Source organism: Paenibacillus sp. sgz302191 (assembly GCF_057749925.1).
Window position 1 is genome coordinate 134,277 of the sequence record NZ_JBYLHY010000002.1, and the last position, 19,423, is coordinate 153,699.

Here is a 19,423-nt window from a genome sequence, read left to right on the forward strand (position 1 = left end):
GCCCCGAGCAGATAGGCAAATCCCGCTGCAAGGGAATCACCAGTTGGAGCAGCATCTTGCCTTTAGTCTTACCCTGAAGCATATGCTGAATCTCTTCAAATACCTGAATGGCATAGGTTTGAAAACGTTCCCCAATGCCCTTGTTATTCGGAACGTACAACAAATCCGCGTCCCCCCTTTGCTTGGTCATTTCCATTTCCATTTCCTGAGAATGGCGCGTCCGGATCGCACACCAGCACGCGGCGAACCGTAAAATCAGAAACGGCAGCCGTTTGGGCAATGCTCTGCTGACGCCAGCTTGGCTGAAGCATATGCAAGTTCGAATCCTTGCGGTTGGCGATAACCTTCCCTTGAGATATCAGCGTCGAGAAGCCTTTCATACTGACACAGACCCGGCCGTTCTCATCAACCAGTTCGATATCCAGCTTCATGATCTTGCCGTCGGCCTGACTTCCTTCGCTGTACCGCACCCAAGCCCACATGGCGGACGTGCAGGCAGCATGTACAGTAAGTTCATCCAACGCATAAGGCAAGGCGGGCTCGCGAAGGCCTGAATCCATCAGCAAGCCGAGGGAGGCCTGAAAAGCCGCATCCATTATGCTTGGATGCAGGGTATACTGCTTTTGCGTATCGGCTGCACAAGAAGGCAGCGCCAGTTTCGCCAATACTTGATCGGTGCCTGTATGGAGATGTACAATCCCCTGATGGCTTGGACCGTAATCGATCCCCATCGCACTGAAAGCTCCGTAACATTGTTCAGCAGAAAGCACACGATCCTTGCACTGTTCCCGCAAAGCCGGCAGATCGCAAACAGGGCTTTGTTCTTGTGCGACCAGAGCTCCGTGTCCTTGACCATGAATCTTGTGATCGCCTCCGGCCTCTTCCGGTATGCTGTAGATATCGTAGCCGATTTCACCTTGTTCACCCGCATATACCCCAATATAAAGCTCTACAGGCGTATCCTTGACAATAACGGCGCTCGTCCACACGATATGTTGAAGCCTTACGGAGAATTGCCCGGCTTTCTCAGGCTCGGTTGATCGTTCGATGGCGGCCCGAGCCATCTCCAGATAAGCTGCCCCAGGCAAAATCCGTTCTCCTTTGACCTGATGATCCTTTATGAAAAACTCTTCACCCGTCAGTGTGGTGCGGAACCTTTGTTCGGTGAGAATCGACGTATTTTGATGCAGTAAAGGATGCAGGACAGCCGTCCGCGAGGTCATCCCGGCGCTTTCGAGAACGGCTGCTTTCTTCAGCGGCAGCCAGTATCTTTCCTTAGCGAACGGGTAGGTTGGCAAGCCGATCCGACGCGGACGTTTGGAGACCTCCAGCATACTCCAATCGACTTTGAAACCGGACACCCAAGCTTGTGCGATAGCATGCATATTTCGCTCCTTGATCCAGGCGGGCATCCGGGACCTGATTTCCCCATCGTTCTCAAGCAGGCCGATGCCGTTTTTCCCTTTGGCGACTTTAGCTGTATAAATGCCCTTGCCTGCCCGATGGGATGCGAATTCGGCCAATGCTCTGCGCGTTTCTTGCTTGGAATCAGTCACCAACGCCAACCGGTAATCCAACGCATCGCGCCCTGTCTGCAGAGTATAGGTCAGGTCGCTCAGCTCGAAATCCGGGTGGCTGTCTATCCAAGCGCCCAGCTTTTCCGCATAATTCGCCAACTGATCTTCGCTTTGCGCCGACAATACCACCGTCATCGGTGAATGCCCATCTTCGCCCTCGAATGACTCAGGTTCCCGAACCATCTTCGGTCTGTATTCCTCAATGACAAGATGGGCGTTGGTGCCGCTGTAGCCAAAGGAGCTCACACAGGCCCGTCGAGGCTTATTGGATACTGCTTTCCAGGGAATCAGTTCGGTATTGACATAAAATGGCGAATCATCAAAGTCAAAATGTTGATTCGGCTGTTCAAAATGCAGTGTAGGCACCAGTTTTTTATGCTGCAAACATAACAAGATTTTTTGTACACTTGCTATGCCGGCGGCTGCGGAGGTGTGTCCGATATTGCTTTTGACCGACCCGATTGCACAAAAATTTGTGCGCGTTGTATGAGTCTTGAATACTTGAGACAGCGCCTCCAGTTCGATCGGATCGCCCAGCTTCGTTCCTGTTCCATGCATTTCAACATAACTGATGCTGTCCGGAGCAATCTTGTATTTTTCATAAATATCCCCGGTTAGCTCCATTTGACTGCTCATATTCGGGGCCGTGATCCCATTCGTTTTGCCGTCCTGGTTAACCCCGGAACCGACAATCACGCCATAGATCGTATCACCGTCCGCCTCAGCATCCTTCAATCGCTTCAGTACCAAGGCTCCCACGCCCTCACCAGGCACGAATCCGTTGGCATTATTGTCAAATGCTTTGCACTTGCCGTCCGGAGACAGCATTCCCGCCGCGCACATGTCCACATACCCTTCTGGGGTCAAATACAGCGTAACTCCGCCGACCAAAGCGATATGAATTTCGTGCTGCAATAAAGCCTGACATGCCAGATGTATCCCCACCAATGAAGAGGAACAAGCCGTATCAATAGCGATCGCAGCGCCTTTCAAATTGAGAAAATAGGGAATGCGGGCTGCCGCGATAGCAAAGCTGTTACCTGTCGTACTCGCAATACTGGCGTGACTTTGGGCAGCCATCTTTCCATATTCGTTACTCATAATGCCCAGATAAACCGAGCATTTTTGATTGCTGAGTGATCCCGGACTATACCCCGCATGCTCAAAAGCTTTGTAAGCTTCCTGCAAAAACAGTCGCTGCTGCGGGTCCATCGCTTCGGCTTCGCCGGGAGAAATATGGAAGAACAGCGGATCGAAACAATCTATATCGTTCAGCATCCCTAGCCATTTGCAGTTCACCTTGCCTTCTTGGAAAGGACGCGAATCATAATAGGCGTTGACATCCCAACGATCCTCAGTAATCTCGCGAACCGAGTTTTTGCCGTGAGCCAGGTTGTCCCAGAACTGATCAAGATCCTTAGCATCCGGATAGGTTCCCGACATCCCAACGATGGCAATCCCCTCTATATATTCGCTGGAAGCAGACGGCTCCCCGCCCGTTTGGGACGCTGCATGCGGCGTAGTTTCCGTCATGACTTCTGACGGAGCTTGCGGCGCAGATTGCGTTATGATTTCCGATACGGTTCCCGTCGTTGATTGGGAAATGGTTTTCGAAATTGCAGCAGCCCGGCTTACCTGTGAATGAAAGTCGCTTTTCAAAAATTGTCCGAACTCCCGGATGCAGGAATACTCATAAATGATCGCAGCCCCAAATGAAGTTCCATACTTTTTGTTTATCGCCCTGATCCACTCTACGCCCACAATCGAATCCAGCCCGATATCCGCGAATCTGGCATCCACATCAATATCGGAAGGCTCCAGATACAGCGCCTCAGCCAAACTTGCCGCCAACTCTTCCAGTAAAACCGTTATGGCAATCTCCGATTGATTGGAAACAGAGATACTCTGTTCGTCCCGAAGAGATACCACAGATTGCGGCTCTATATCAACCTTGGCGCTTGCCGCAGAAGGAAGTTGCCGCTCATCCGTTGATGCCGACATCCCATTGGGATGAAGCAAATCACGCCGGCTTCCCTCTTTTTGCACCAGAGGAGCAAGTTCGCGCAGCGTTGCATACTCATAAATGATCGTCGCCGGGAAAGATGTCCCATACTTCTTGTTAATCGTTTGAATCCATTCCACACCGACGATGGAATCTACACCCATGTCTACCAATTTCGTATCCGCTTCAACGTCGTCATGATCAAGATATAAGGCCTCAGCCAGGCAGGCAGCCAGCTCTTTCAGCAAAGCAGCGCTTTCCGTTTCTCTCGAAAGCGACTGTTCCGAGCCCAACTTAGAGCTTAACGGCGCCAACGTAACAGCGGCAGCGAACGGCTCTCTTTGGGAACCAGCGATCGGCTGAGATTCGGTTAATGGCAGCAAGACTATTCGACCCGGATTAGCGGTTTCCGTCATTGCGGCCGCAGAGTCGAAACTTTCAGCATCGGCTTGCTTGTGTATTCCTTCTGCCCCGTCTGCGCCCGTATGCTTGTGCTCTACCCAATAACGCCGTTTAGCAAACGGGTAGGTTGGCAAACTGATCCGTTGAGGGAATCGTTCGCCGTACAGCAAGCTCCAGTCAAGCTCCAGACCGCTTACCCAATACTCTGCAAGCCGCCGCAGATTTCGCTCCCGCAACGTTGTCCGGAGCAAGGCTTGCGTATCCCCATCGGAGTTATTCGCTTTCACCTGTCCAATTGCCGTTGCCGGTGTGGCTTCTCCCCGGATAAATGCTTCCAGCGTATGCAGCACATCGGCCCGTGAACCGGCCGCGAACGCCATGCGATAGTTCATCGCTTCCCTTCCCGTCTGAAGCGTGTAAGCCATGTTCGCGATATCAAGCTGCCCATGAGCTTGAACAAACCTTTTGAACGACTCCACATAGGCAATGAGCTGCTTTTCACTTTTGGCTGACAAGGTAAACAGTACTGGAGCCTGTGGATCAGCCAAATCGTTACGATCCCAGTCGGCAGAGACTTTGACATACTCCTCAATCACCAAATGAGCATTTGTTCCGCTAAATCCAAAGGAGCTGACACCCGCACGCCGCGGTATTCCCGGAGCAAGCTCCCATTTCCGCAATTCCGTATTGATGTAAAAAGGGCTGTCGTTTAACGCAATATGCTCATTCACCTTTTCAACATGGATCGTAGGCGGCAACATTTGTTGTTTCAAGGCAAGTATCACCTTCAATACTCCCGCTATGCCCGCCGCTGGCAGCAGATGACCGATATTGCTTTTCACAGATCCTAATGCACAATAATTTTGTTGAGTTGAATAGACTTGAAAAGCTTCAGTAAGGGCTTCCACTTCAATGGGATCGCCCAGCTTCGTCCCCGTTCCGTGAGCTTCAATTAATGTAATAGTCGAGGGGTCAATTCCAAAGCGTTCATATACCTCATCCTGTAAAAGCTCTCGCTGCGACTTTGCACTGGGAGCCGTAATGCCGTTGGTCTTCCCGTCCTGATTCACGCCCCAGCCTCGAATCACCGCCTGAATCTGATCCTGATCTCTGACCGCATCGGATAACCGTTTCAACAGGACAACGCCGACACCTTCCCCGGGAACAAATCCGTTGGCCCGGTTGTCAAACGAGTAGCACCGTCCGTCTTCAGAAAGCATGCCTGCCTTACTCGTCATAATATGAAGCGACGGGCCTTCCATCACATTGACTCCGCCGGCCAAAGCCAGATCGGTATTGCGCAGCAGCAAGCTGTTGCACGCCTCTGCGATGGCGACAAGCGACGACGAGCAAGCTGTGTCAATCGCCATACTCGGACCCTTAAGATTCAGCAGATACGAAATCCGCGCCGCCAGGATCGAGGGGGTTTCACCCATCAGCCCGAGCGCATTAAGCTCTTGCCGGCTGACGCGCTTGCCGTAATCGCCTGCGGCGCAGCCGACAAATACGCCGCATCGGCTGCCGGACAGGGAGGACGGCAGCAACCCGGCATCTTCTATAGAAGTCCAGCAGTGCTCCAGAAACAATCGCTGCTGCGGGTCCATGAGTTCAGCTTCAACCGGAGTGATATGAAAGAATAAGGGATCGAATAAATCCACATCCTCCAGCACCCCCATCCATTTGCTGATGGTTTTTCCAGGACTCTCTGGATTCGAATCATAATAAGCTGCAACAGGCCAGCGTGACGCCGGAATTTCGGAAATGCAATCCCTTTTTTGCGCCAGATTGTTCCAATACTCCGCCAAGTTCGCGGATTTGGGGAATTGTCCCGACATACCGAGGACAGCAATCGCCGTATCGTCAGCCTGTATCTTCGTATATCCCTTTGCCTGGCCCTGCTCTTCCTGCTTCTCTGGAGTCGGCGGCACGGGTTGTCTGCGTGCACATGCCTGAACCATCAACCATTCGGCCACTTCATGCACATGGCGGTTTCTCCAATCCTCATAGGGCGTTCCTTTCAACCATTCGTTGCACGACCCCATAGCCGGGCCGCAAAAAATCTGAAAATTGTCCGCTTCAGATACGTCGCCGTCGCGCGTAATCTGGCCGCAATGGGCAAAATACCACTTGAAAATCAGTGCCATTTTCAAGCGGGGATTATGCTCCGCTTCCCTGATTTCTTCCGGATTCCAGCGATTTTTATAATTGCAAACAAGCTCCCACACTTCAGTAAATGTCTTCTTAAAAATGGTTGTTTCAATTTCGTTCTTTATATACGCAGGCAGTTCATCGATGGCATTATAATGGGCATACCATTGAAATAATGACTGGGCGCGCGCATAATAGCGACTGTTCTTTTTGACGACTTGAACCTTGGCGCCTGCCTCAAACATGTCTCCCGCAATCGTGATCGCCGTATCATGGATGGATACCGTTTTCAAAATATCCTTGACCGCCTCGTGAGCGCCGCTTTCCACAGTGCATTGATTAATGGAGCCAGTGAAAATAAAGTCTGCTCCCAACGAAAAAGCTGATGCAACCGCTTCAGGCGATCCGATTCCTCCGCCGCAGCCAATCATAATTTCTTCCTCGTAAGCGTAATGCTGATGCAACCGCTTTTTCAGAGCAATCACGGAAGGAATCAAAGAAAAAGCCACACCCTGATCCGTATGCCCGCCTGAATCGGCCTCTACGGCAAGATCATCGGCCATCGGAATGCATTGCGATAATCTCGCTTCCTCTTCATTAATCCATCCTTTGCGCAGCAAACTTTCTACAAGATCGATGGGTGGCGGCGACAGAAACAGACGTGCTACTTCCAGCCGCGAGCACTTGGCAATCATTCGGCGGGGCAGCATAATCCGGCCTTGCTGCCGGCTAATTCCCTTAATTCTGCCGTAAACTAACGGCTCGGTCATGCCCGCGAAGGCCGAAACCTCAATCACAGGCACATTGTATGCAAGAAACAGCTCAACCTGCCGCCGCTCTTCTTCAGGATCGTGAAAATTGGAGATCAGACACATGCCATAAGGCTCATCCGCGCTCAATTGAGCTTGGATTTTTTGGATATGCCCTTCGATTTGCTCCGTTCTAAAACCCGCACTCCCAAAAATACTTAACAATTTGGCCTTGCCCATAGCTACGACTAAGGACTCCGAAGCAACACCGCGTCCCATTGAACCTGCATAATAACTCCATTTGGAACGGTATCGCGACTGAAAGACCGAATTTCCCCATTGCTCAGGGCGGGCAGGCGACTCTTGTAAAGGCCGGTTTTGACCGCCCCTCCTGATTTGTTCGCTAAGGAAAACTGCGAATGCCTCAATCGTCGGATAGTCATATACCTTGGTTGTTGTAATTGACATGCCGTACTGCTTGTTTATATCTTTGATCCATTCCACACCCAAGATGGAATCAAGTCCCATCTCGATAAACTTCTTGTCCGCATGCACATCGTCTGGTTTCATGTAAAGAATGCGGGCTAAGCTGGCCGCAAGCTCCGCTTGCAAAGCCGCGATTGAAGGTTCCTGATTCAGCTTTGTCAAGCGTTCGCTTTCTTGCGAAGGCGAAGGCGATGCGGCCAATTCCGCTCCGGCATTCAATGCCGTTTTCTGGCTTGCGCCCGCATAAGTCTGAGAGGAAAGCTTCAGCTTCACCTGGTCGGCTAAATAAGCTGCAAACTCTCGAATCGTTGGATAATCATACACTTTGGTTGCGGTAATCGATGTTCCGAATTGGTGATTGATCGTTTTCATCCATTCCACGCCGATAATCGAATCGAGTCCCATCTCCACGAAATTTTTGTCCAAATCAACCTCATGACGCTTCATATATAAAACATCCGCCAGGCCGGACTTCAAATCTTCCTGCAAGGAACGGATCTGTTCCGGCGTCGGATCAGCCAACGGTGCAGACTTTGCCCGAATAGGCTCAACAAGCTCCAGTGGCCTTGTGCCGTCCTGCGTTGAGAGTTTAATGCGGCGAGGAACGGGTTGCTCCGATTGCAGGGCAGACGGCAAACTTTCGCTTAACGATACCAGCGAGATTTTACTTGGTTTATCTGGGTTCCCAGTTGTCCATCCGTTATTTTCAGCTTGTAGAACAGGTAACGAAAGGGCAGGAGATACAGCTTTCCGAACCCAATAGTGCTCTCTGGCAAATGGATAAGCAGGGAGATGGATGCGCGCTGCTGCCGCTTCGCCAAATAACGGTTCCCAATCCATGTCATAACCCTGACAATAAAATTCGGCCAAAGCTTTCAGCATTTCCTGATACTTCTGCTTATCTGTTTGCAGCGACTCGCTTTGCCCTAACAGGCTCCGGACAAACCATTCAATCGTTTTCTGCCCCGTAAAATCACGGGAAACAGTGCCTGTAAACAAAGACGGCGATTGTTCTTTACGCACAGCCTGAGTTAAGACATGAATGGCATCTTCCTTATCTTGAACCACGACAGCACAGCGGTATTGAAAATGGTGCCGCCCTTTCAGCAAGGTATAGCTGATATTCGACAAATGAAGCTGTTCATCTTCTCCATCCCGTAAGAAAGCGACCATATCTTTGATCTTTTCTTGCAGAATGCTCTCCGTCTTTGCTGTAAATGCCAGCATATAATAAGGAGCGCGGCCTTTACTTGGTTTCAAGCTGTTCTCTTCGTAGCTTTCTATAACCAGGTGGGCGTTCGTTCCGCTCATGCCGAAAGCACTCACTGCGCCTATCCGGCTTTGCCCTTGCTTTTTCAGCCAGGGACGGGCTGCTTTGTTCACATAAAAAGGGCTATCTTTCCAATTGATATAATCATTCTCCGTCTCACAGTGAAGACTGGCAGGAATCACTTCTTGCCGCAGCGCCTGCACGAGACTGATGAGACTGACGATTCCGGACGCGGCAAGCGTATGCCCGATGTTGCTTTTCACTGACGTCAACGCGCAGTAGCCTTGCTTGGAGGTACGGCTTTTAAACATGTCGTACAGCGCATTGATTTCAACCGGATCTCCCAATTTGGTTCCAGTCCCATGTGTCACGATATAGTCGATTTGCTCAGGGTCCACCTTGCATTTATCGTAAACCGCGTTCAGCAAGCGGGTCTGCGCGACGCCGTTCGGCGCGGTTATCCCGTTTGTTTTGCCATCGTAATTGATCCCGCTCCCTTTGATAACCGCATAGATTGGATCACCGTCGGCCACGGCTTGGGATAACCTTTTGAGTACAACTACAGCCACCGCTTCCGCGGGAACCATCCCATTGGCCCGCTTATCGAACGCATAGCAGGCACCGTCCTCGGACAGCATGCCGGCTTGTTCCATGCCGGCTATCGTTTCATCAGACAGAATCAAACTGACACCTGCTGCCACCGCTGTATCGCATTCATCATTCCGCAGGCTGGCGCAAGCCTGATGCACAGCTACTAATCCCGACGAACATGCGGTATCAATCGACATGACCGGGCCTTCCAAGTTAAGGAAATAGGCAAGCCTGGCTGATAAAATCGCATTATGATTCGCCGTAATATTGCTTGTGTCTCTATCTAAAATAAGGTAGTCACCCTGCTCCACGCCGACAAATATGCCGATTTTGCTCTTTTCGATCTGCATGTTCCCGTATCCGGCATCTTCCAGCGCTCTCCACGATTCCTGCAAAAGAAGCCGCTGCCGAGGGTCCATACTTTCCGCTTCGCGTGGAGATATTTCAAAAAAGGCAGGATCAAACTCGTCAACGCCAGGCACCCAACCGCCTTTCACTGAAGCTGTCCGGGCAGCCCTTCCTGCCAAACGCTCAGACGGATATTCGGTTACAACACTTCTTCCGTTTGCCAAAACACGCCAGAGCTCGTCGATATTGCGAGCATCCGGGAAGCGGCCGCTCATGCCAATGATCGCAATCTTCTCACTGGACTGCCGGGATGCATCTCCCCCATTCTCGTCTAACGGGGCAATACGTGACATGCGGTCATTGGCGCTCGGGTTCTGCGGTTTCCGGGCAACCTCTTTTGCAGCTATCTTCAGCGCGCTCATTGGCTGGGAACTCTCCTCGTGTTCCTGATAATGAGCTTGAATAGCGGCTTCATGATTACCCAGAAAATAATGGGCCAAGCGCCCTAGCGTCGGGTACCCATAAAACACAGAAGGTGACGTCTCGATGCCAAAGCAGCTCGTTAACGCTGCCGCGAATTGGGCGAGACTTAAAGAATCAAACCCGAATTCCGCCAGATTCGACGTTCGGTCAACCCGCTCGCGGGATATTTTCAGCAGTTGGCTGACCAGCTCTTTCAGTTCCCGCTCCAAGCACTGCTCCACGCTCCAGCCCCTCATCTCAGGGCGTCTTCCTTGCCCTGACGGACGGGCAGCGGCAACGGCTGGCGACAGCGAATCACCTTGAGGCTTCGCTTCTACCGAAGCCCCGTTCAATCCCAGAAACCGCCGTATACGGCTTGGCTGTCCGACAAGCACCAGCGTGTGAGCGCTGCTTCCGCTCACCAATCGTTCAAAGACCGCGAAGCCTTCTTCCGCTTCCAAATAACGCTGACCGCTCGCTTGCAAATACATCTTCGCATGCTCGCCGTCGCCGGCTCCCATGCCTCCGCCTTTCCATAACGGCCAGTTGATCGCTACCGTTTTGCCCTGCCTCTGCCCGCGCCGGCTAAGCTCGTTCCGGTAATTCGCATGCGCCATCAAGAACCGGTTGCCCATCGCGTAGTCACAGGAGCCAAAGTCGCCCAGAATCGCCGACGAGGAGGAAAAATAGCAGACGAAATCCAGCGCTTCCTCCCTCAATAGCTCATCCAGCACAAGGGCGCCCTCGATTTTCGGATCGAGGATGCGCTGGAATTCCGCTGCCGTTGTGCTCAGGATCGTCTGGCTGCTGAGCAGTCCCGCCGCATGAATCACGCCATGGATGGCGCCAAAACGGTCCCGGACCTGTCTCAGCCCCGCTTCCATCCCTTCCCGATCACATACATCGGCTTGCAGATACATCACGCGCCCGCCCGCCGCCTCCAGCTCCCGAATTCGGGAGCCTTTCTCCGCATCCAAACGGCTTCTTCCCGTCAGAATCAGGTTCACGGGCTGCCGCTTCAACAAATGCTCCGCGAACAGCAGACCCAGACCTCCCAGACCTCCCGTGATCACATACGTGCCGCCCGCTCGGAACGGCCGGTCCACCGCCGGCAGCTCCGCCGGCTTCACTTCGCACACATAGCGCTTGCCCGCTTGATAACGCGCGCTCTGCGTCTTCGGCTCCTGCAGCTCCGCCCACAGCCGCTGCGTCCACGCGCTCAGGTCCGCTTCGACTCCAGCGGCTTCCTCGCCATAGATGCAGGCCGCCTGAACGTCCGGCATAGCCATGCCCAAGGAGCGCTCCAGCCCGATCCACGATTCCAGGAAGCTGCGCTCCAGCCCCTCCTCATAACGTCCGGCAAGCAGCAGGCGCCGAGGCTTGAACGGCGCTGCCGCTGCCCCTTGCAGCAGCAGCAGCAGGCTCGTGTAATCCCGGTTGAAGCCCGCATCCTCCAGCGGCCACAGATAGAAGGCCGCAGCGATCTCCCCGTGTTCGGCGCCAATCGCTTGCCAGGCTTCCCGATACGTATCGCCTTGATCCCGCCGAACGCTGTAGAAGCTTGGCGAATGCCGCTCGAAGCCGGAGCCCTCGCCGATGAAGATCACACGGCTTGCCGGGGCCAGCCTCCGAAGAGCTTCGCTGACCGCTTGCTGCCGCTCCGGCGCAGACAAGAAACAGACCAGCGTCTGCCGCCGGCCTTCTTGCCGCTGTCCGGCCGCTTCGCCCGTGAGCGCCCGCTCCTGCCACCGCTCCTCAAAGGTCAGCAGCTCTGCCGCTTCCTGTTCGCTCGCTGCCTCTCTACTAGCCCAGACAGAGTCGCTGTGTGAAGCCTCCGCAGTTGCCTCCACGGTTGCCGCCGCGGTTTTCTCCGGCACCCAGTAACGCTCCCGCGCAAACGGATACGTCGGCAGCGGAATCCGCGAATACCCGCCATCCGCGAACAGCTCTTCATACTCCAAGCCGTAGCCCAGGCTGTATAAATCGGCGATCGCTGACAATTGTTCCATATACTCGCCAGCTTCCCCGATTTCCCGGCAGCTGCGGATGCACGCATTGCCATAACGTTTCAGCGATGGCTGCTCGCGTCGTTCATTCTCCTGAACCTCGGAGACATATACCTGCGGCTGCTTCCCTTTTTGCATCCAGCCGCGAAGGAGGGCTGCCACCTCTTCGGCCGTGCGTGCCACACAGGCCAAGCGATGCTTGAAGTGCTTTCTGCCGAGCAAAAGCGTATAGCTGATGTTGCCGCAGTCGATGCCGGGCTCCTGCGTGCAAAAGGCAGCCAGCTGTTCAGCCTGCTGACGCAGCTGCCCCTGGCTTTGCGCCGACAAGACGACCAGATAACCCGGCTTCCCGGCGTGCACCCGCTCCATCTGCGGAGCTTCTTCGATCACCATGTGCGCGTTCGTTCCACTGGCACCAAAAGAGCTTAGTGCAGCCAAACGTTTACCGCCTGCCCCCGCCTTCCAATCCTTTAGTTCCGTATTGACATAAAAGGGGCTGCCTGCGAACTGAATGTTCGTATTGCCAGACTCAAAGTGAAGAGAAGGCGGTATTTGCTTGTGTTTCAAACTTAACAAAATCTTAATCAAACCTGTGACGCCGGCAGCAATTTGGGGATGCCCGAGATTCGTCTTCAAAGAGCCAATAGCGCAATATTGCTCGTTATCTGTATAATGGCGGAAAGCCCGGCTGAGCGCCTGATACTCGATCGGGTCACCGAGCCTGGTACCCGTTCCATGCGCTTCAACCATTTGAATCTGTGCCGGATCGATGCCAAACGTTTCATATACCTCGCGCTCCAGCCGTTCTTGCGACTTGAGGCTGGGAGCAGTTATGCCGTTGGTCGTGCCATCCTGATTGATGCCCGAGCCGCGAATAACGCCGTAGATATGATCCCCGTCAGCGACCGCGTCGCGGAGACGTTTGAGCACGACGATGCCGACAGCTTCACTGGGAACCATTCCGTCAGCCCGGTCGTCAAAGGTGTAGCACTTGCCGGAACGGGACAGCATCTCCGCCCGGTTAGCCGATACATAAAATCCGGCAGTCGCCTGGATGAATATCCCGCCGGCTAAAGCCATATCCGTTTCCCTCGACCATAAGCCCTGGCAGGCCAGATGAATGGATACCAAAGAGCTTGAGCAGGCTGTATCCACAGCAATCGCCGGGCCTTGCAAATCCAAATGATAAGCGATCCGGGCAGGAATCAAAGACCCCAAATTCCCCCAAAAAGCTTGCGGCGGCGAATCGGCTTCAATTAATTGCTGATAATCTCCTTTATCGCATCCGACATACACGCCGCAGCGAGTTCCCGCTGCTTTGGCCCCTGCATACCCCGCATCTTCCAACGCCTTCCATGCTTCTTCCAGGAAAATACGCTGCTGCGGGTCCATATAAGCCGCTTCAAGTCCGGATATGTTGAAAAATAGCGGATCAAATTGGTCGATATTTTTTAAAAATCCGCCGTAATTGCAATAAGCCGACTCGTCCGAGTAGTGATCCGATAAATTCCAACGCTTCACTTCTTCAATCAAATGGGCGCCTTGAACAAGATGCTGCCATAATTCGTGGACCGTTTCACTCTGTGCAAACCTTCCGCTCAACCCGATAATCGCAATCGGTTCTTTGGACAGGGCTGCTCCTGCTCCGCTCTCGCCGCCGTTTTTCTGAACATTGGTATTCTTATCGATGCTCTTATTTCCGCTGTGCCGCGCTGCCTCGTTCAAGAATTCAGGAACCGGGACAGATTCTTCAAATTGCGGCAAAGCAGCGAGCTGCTCTCCGTATTGAGATATGATATAAGCTGTCAACTGATTCACCGAGCTATAGTCAAACAAAATGGTCGTTTCCATATCGACAGCTAAAGCTTCATTAATCGCGTTAACCAAATTGACGCCAATAATTGAATCGACTCCAAAATCCCTGAACGATGTTTCCGCATCAATCCACTCCTGGCTAACATTCAACGCCAAGGATAATGTATCGAGAATTGTTTCTTTAATGTAATCTTTCCCCTTGTCGTTCTGCACACGACCTGCATCTTGCACCGGCTTCATACGAGTTGCAGGTGTCCTTTCCTCATGCCATTCGACTGTCGGTGCCTTACGAATGATTCCATCGCTTTCAGCCACGATAATTTGCTGTCCCAGTTCGTGCGCTTCTTCCCGTGGGAAGAAAACTTGCTGAAATCCTTCGCTGGTAAGCGCCAATTCCCAGTTGTCGGAAGTCAAAGCGGGACTTCCGGGAATCCTTAACTCCCGGTCTTCATAAAGCCACCATCCGTCCAGCAAGCCAAAGGTCAAATGAAGGAACAAAGAATTGCCGCTAATTTCATTAAGCAAAATGACACCATTCTTTTTCAAAGCTGATTTGACATTGCGCAGGGCCTCCTTTACATCTTGGGAAGCATGCAGCACATTCGCTGCAATGACGATATCGTAGAGACCCGTTTGGATATTCTGGCCTTCGAACGGGGTATTGACATGCAACTTTTTGAAAGTTAAATAAGGATACCGTTTCCCATATTCTTTTTCGGCATACATTAAAAAAGCCTTCGAGATATCTGTATAACAGTATTCTTGAATGTGGTCTTGATATGCTCGCAGTTTCTCGAAAATAATGGAACTTGTTCCCCCTGTACCGGCCCCCACCTCAATGAATCGGAACAAAGCTGACGGGTCTTGCTTCAGTCGTTCTTCCAGATAAGCGACCAGGGTATCCGCCAGCGTTTCGTTGAAGTAGTCGGCTACAGCGTTGTTTTTGTAGATGCCTTCAACCAGCCTCATAGAGGATTCAGGAAACATAATGTCGGTAGAAGGTCTCCTGCCGGTCACAATTTCCGGCAATGCCCGCAGCATCGTCTCAACTAATACGGCTTGAGCGCTTGTGCTCGGGTCTGTCAGCCAAACTTCCTTCTGACGATCCCATGCTTCCCAGGCATGCTCGATGTCGTGCACTTTGGCGGCCCTTACGCAGTAAGACTCTCCATCGCAGTCGAGATAATTGCGTTGAACCAGAAATGCCAGGCTTACTTCAAGCCATCGATCATACGTATCGCGAATCCCCGCCTGCTTCATCTTCGGAATAGAGAATGGATGATCCGCGAACGAAGCGATCGACTGCAGTTGCTTCGCTAACAAGGAAGCGAGCAGTTCATCCATACCGGCAACCCTTAGTCCGCCTTCTGTCGACAACCCTTTGGCTTGATAGTCAAATTGCGTTTCGCGACTGCGCAAATTTTCAATCCATGACTGATTTGACTCGGAGTTGGGTTGAGTTTTGAGACTAGCCTGAGCACCGGACTCTTCCATGCAATAGCGTTCGTCTTCAAACGGATAGGCAGGCAAGGGAATCCGATAGTGGAAATCTTTGCTGTAAAGAATTCCCCAATCTAGTTGCCCTCCCCTTACATAAAATCCGGCAATTTGAGACAATGCCGCTGAAAAATTCTCAGTATATGTGCTGCTTGAATCCTTCATTTGTTCCATAAGCTGAGCATAGAAATCAGGATAGGCTGAATCTGTATGGATTGCATCATTTTCTTCTTCGTTACTACTCTCATCGCCTCTTGCAGCTTGCCCATAAAGCTCCGCCAGCTTTTCTCTGCACTCCTGCAAGCTTCCGGCAATAAACGCGCATCGTATCGGGTAGTGGGTTCTGCCTACCGTTAACACATAAGCGATGTCACTTAGAGAGCATGCATCCCCTGCTTTGTCCAGCCAATTGATCAAGTCAAGCTGCTTTCGGCGCAAAGCTGCCCTTGTCTTTGCGGAAAGCGGCAATATGTATAACGGCTGCACAGATCGTTCCACAGGGTTCAGCTTTCTTACAAACTGCTCCAGCACCAGATGGCAATTCGTTCCGTCAAAGCCAAAGGAGCTGACGCCTGCTCTTAATGGAATCCCGTCCGGACCCTTCCAATCCATAAGCTGCTCATTCACATAAAACGGGCTTTCGTTAAAATGGATGTGTTCATTTACTTGTTTCATGCTGATCGTCGGTGGAATTTTCTTATGCTTCATCGCCATTAACACTTTGAATACGCCGGCAATGCCAGCCGACATCGCAGCATGCCCAAAGTTAGGCTTGTGAGAACCAATCGCGCAATAGGCTGTTTTCTCCGTAAATGCTCGAAAGGCCTCTGTCAATGCCTTGACTTCAATCGAGTCCCCCAATTTCGTTCCCGTTCCATGTACTTCAATGTAACTGACCGTTTCCGGCGAGATATCCGCATTTCGATAGGCTTCTATAAGGAGTTCCTTTTGTGAAAGCATACTTGGCGCGGTCATGCCATTCGTCTTGCCGGATTGATTCATGGCGGAACCTTTAATAACTCCGTAAATGTGATCCTTGTCTTCGACAGCCTCCTGCAGCCCTTTCAGAACGACAATACCGACACCCTCGCCCAATACCATTCCGTTCGCCTTCGTATCAAAGGTATGGCATACACCCTCAGGCGACAGCATGCCCATTTGGGAGGACATAACCATAAACTCCGGCGAGCTCATGACAAAAACCCCTCCGGCCAAAGCCATCTCCGATTCTCCCCTGCGAATACTTTCACACGCGATATGCATGGCTGCAAGAGAAGAAGAGCATGCCGTATCTATAGCAAAACTAGGACCTTTCCAATTAAAAAAGTAGGAAATCCTCGATGCCAGTATTGACATTTCGTTTCCCAAAAAAGTTTGCGAGCTATTCTCGCCTTCCAGGCGATTGCCTTTATAATCGGAGGATCTCCCTCCGACAAATACGCCTACTTTGCTTCCTGCCAACTGCTCGGCCGAATATCCGCTGTCTTCAATTGCATTATAGGCTTCTTCCATAAATAAACGTTGCTGCGGGTCCATTCTTTCGGCTTCTTGTCTGGATATATGAAAAAAAGCAGCGTCGAATTCATCAATCTGATCTAATAATCCCCCCCATTTGCTCACCGATTTATTTTTTTGTGTCGGATCCGATGTGTAATAACGACTTTTCACCCAGTCTTTGCGCGTAATCTCCTTTATACAACAGTCTCCTGCCTGTAAATGTTCCCAAAATTGCTCGATCGTATCTGAACCTGCATATTTTCCAGAAATGCCGATAATCGCTATATCCGAATCTCTTTCTTCCAGAGAATCTGGCGACAGAGTATTTTTTTCTTCTTCCGTTTGCCTCGTTCCGGGCTGGATCATCGCTGCAATATATCCTATCAAGTCGCCAATTAAATGATAATCATAGACGACCTCTACGCCCAGCTTTGTACCCAACTTGTGATTTACGCTTTCAATAAATTCCACAGCAAGCACGGAACTTAAACCAAGCTCGACCAAGCTTTTGGCAGTATCCAAAGTATCGCTCGGTACGTTCAAAACCTCGGCTAAGATTCCTTTTGCGAGCGAATCGACCGACACGTGCCCCGCATCCATTTTCTTGCGTTTCCTTTTTCCATTTCCTTTTTTTCCATCGCCTGAAAGGCTGGAGCTTTGGCTGTTGATTGTCATCATATCGACAATATGCCCGGCAAGCTGCTCCATACTCTGATAGTCGTACACACTTTCAACGCCTAGACGAATCGATAATGATTGATTGATCATTTCAATAAAATCAACGCTTAATACTGAATTCATACCCAGCTCAATAAAGCTCTGTTTGCTATGGATGGAATCGCTCGCCATCTGCAAGACCTCGGCTGCGATTTCCTTCACTTTGTCCGTCACTTGATCCACATCTATTGGAAAATTTGTTTTCTCCATCATTCATTCCCCTTTTAGAGCAATTTCTCGCCAACGGCCATGTATAATTGGCGAATTATGGAATGATTCTCGTTTTTGATCATATTTCTCCATTCGACAGAGATTTTCCCCAGCATTTTGCTCGACAGATAACCGTCCTGCACCAATTTGGCCGGGATTCCGATTCCTTCAGACTTAAAAAACATTTCATCCCCCACGATATCGCTATGGGCACTGATCACTTCAAAGTCAACGTTGGAGAACCCTCCGCACTTTAATATCCGAGGCAATTCCCGTCCGATTCTAGGATTCCCTCCCTCGGCAAATCGCGACTGGCAGTAGGCGCCGTATAAATCCCTCAACTCCAGAATAGTAGGGTGGGCCATAATATGCATTTCAAAGTCATTATCAACGAAAATCGCTTTGCCTCCCGGCTTCAGTATCCGGCAGACCTCCCGGACGGCGCCAATCGGGTCAGGCAAGTGCTCCAAAACAAGCCTTGTAATGGCAAAATCAAACGATTGCTCCGGAAGCCCCGTTTCCATAATGGAACCTTGAACAACTTTGCACTGCTTGTACTTCTTTTTCGATAAATAGGCTTTGGCATAATCGACCAGCAACGGTTCAATTTCCAATGCCGTTATAGAAATATTAGGGAAATGATCCAGTATCTTCTTAATCACAAATCCAGGTCCCGCTCCGAGCTCAATCACCTTCAATCCATCCGTTAATCCGAATTCCTTATATCGTTTGAATTCTTTTTCCCAAAATAATTCTACCTGGGCTTTCAGCCGATTAATCTCAGCGTCAACATTGCTGGCAATATGTTTAATTTGATAAGAACCCGCTCCATTCATGCTATATACTCCCTTCTCCCTAATTAAGATGCCGTCTCGTGAAAAAAGTGGAGGAGTGATTCAGCGACATGTTCCCAGTTGGGGTCAAGCATCATATCATGACATATATTTGGGAAAATAATCGGCTCCGTTTGATAAGCTTTTGCAATTTTAATTGCTATCTTGTCTGAGAAAAACTCATCCTTGCGCGAACCAAGCACCAAGATCGGCATCGTTATTTTTAAAGCCTTGGTATCCAACGTTTGCCTGATCATTTCCTCAGCTGCTTTCATCGACTCCGGTTGCAATCGACTCATATATTCGTTTTTTTTGGCGGCCTCCAGCCCTTCGGAGAACAAGAGCCTTTCAGGGAATACCGTGCTGCTCCCTTTATTAAAGAGATACATCTTATAGACGAGTCTGAATCGGGTTAATACGATCTTCGCCCATTCTTTCCCCATCCCGCTTGGAGGCGACGAGGCCATAAGCGCCATGGACCGGATTTGATCAGGATACGTATGCATAATTTTTTGAACGACAGCCCCGCCCATCGAATGTCCAATGAGAACAGGCTTGCTCTTCATTCCCTTTATCACCTTCAGCACATCTTCCGTATAATCCCCCAGTGTAAAAGAATACAGCTGGTCTCGTCCTTCGCTTTCGCCATGCCCGCGAAAGCTGAGCGCATAGGACGGAAAGCCTTTGGCAGAAAAATAAGGTAAAAAGTTTTCTTTCCAACACCATGCCCCATGTGAAGCGCCATGCACAAATAACAGTGGAGGCAGTTCCGATTTCGTCTCCGGCGCATATTCCAAAACTTCCAATTTCATG

3 protein-coding genes are annotated in these 19,423 nt (G+C 51.1%); all 3 read right to left on the minus strand.

All coding sequences use genetic code 11. The annotated features are described in order from the left end of the window. Positions 1 to 143: 143 nt before the first annotated feature. The 3 genes from AC3G2T_RS03105 to AC3G2T_RS03115 are packed head-to-tail and all read right to left on the minus strand — an operon-like array spanning position 144 to position 19,407. Positions 144 to 17,780 (minus strand): PfaD family polyunsaturated fatty acid/polyketide biosynthesis protein, encoded by a 17,637-nt coding sequence (locus tag AC3G2T_RS03105; RefSeq protein ID WP_488434499.1) that lies wholly within the window; start codon positions 17,778 to 17,780, stop codon positions 144 to 146. An 11-nt stretch (positions 17,781 to 17,791) separates the two neighbouring features. Next, positions 17,792 to 18,613 (minus strand): class I SAM-dependent methyltransferase, encoded by an 822-nt coding sequence (locus tag AC3G2T_RS03110; RefSeq protein ID WP_474680268.1) that lies wholly within the window; start codon positions 18,611 to 18,613, stop codon positions 17,792 to 17,794. Between the two features lie 23 nt (positions 18,614 to 18,636). After that, positions 18,637 to 19,407 carry an alpha/beta hydrolase gene (locus AC3G2T_RS03115; protein ID WP_488434500.1) on the minus strand — a complete coding sequence of 257 codons (771 nt, stop codon included), beginning with the start codon at positions 19,405 to 19,407 and terminating at the stop codon, positions 18,637 to 18,639. Positions 19,408 to 19,423 lie beyond the last annotated feature (16 nt).

What these genes read in the sequence shown, in the direction of transcription:
- AC3G2T_RS03110 (WP_474680268.1), bottom strand. Translation starts at nt 18,613, where the DNA reads ATGAATGGAGCGGGTTCTTATCAAATTAAACATATTGCCAGCAATGTT.
- AC3G2T_RS03105 (WP_488434499.1), bottom strand. Translation starts at nt 17,780, where the DNA reads ATGATGGAGAAAACAAATTTTCCAATAGATGTGGATCAAGTGACGGAC.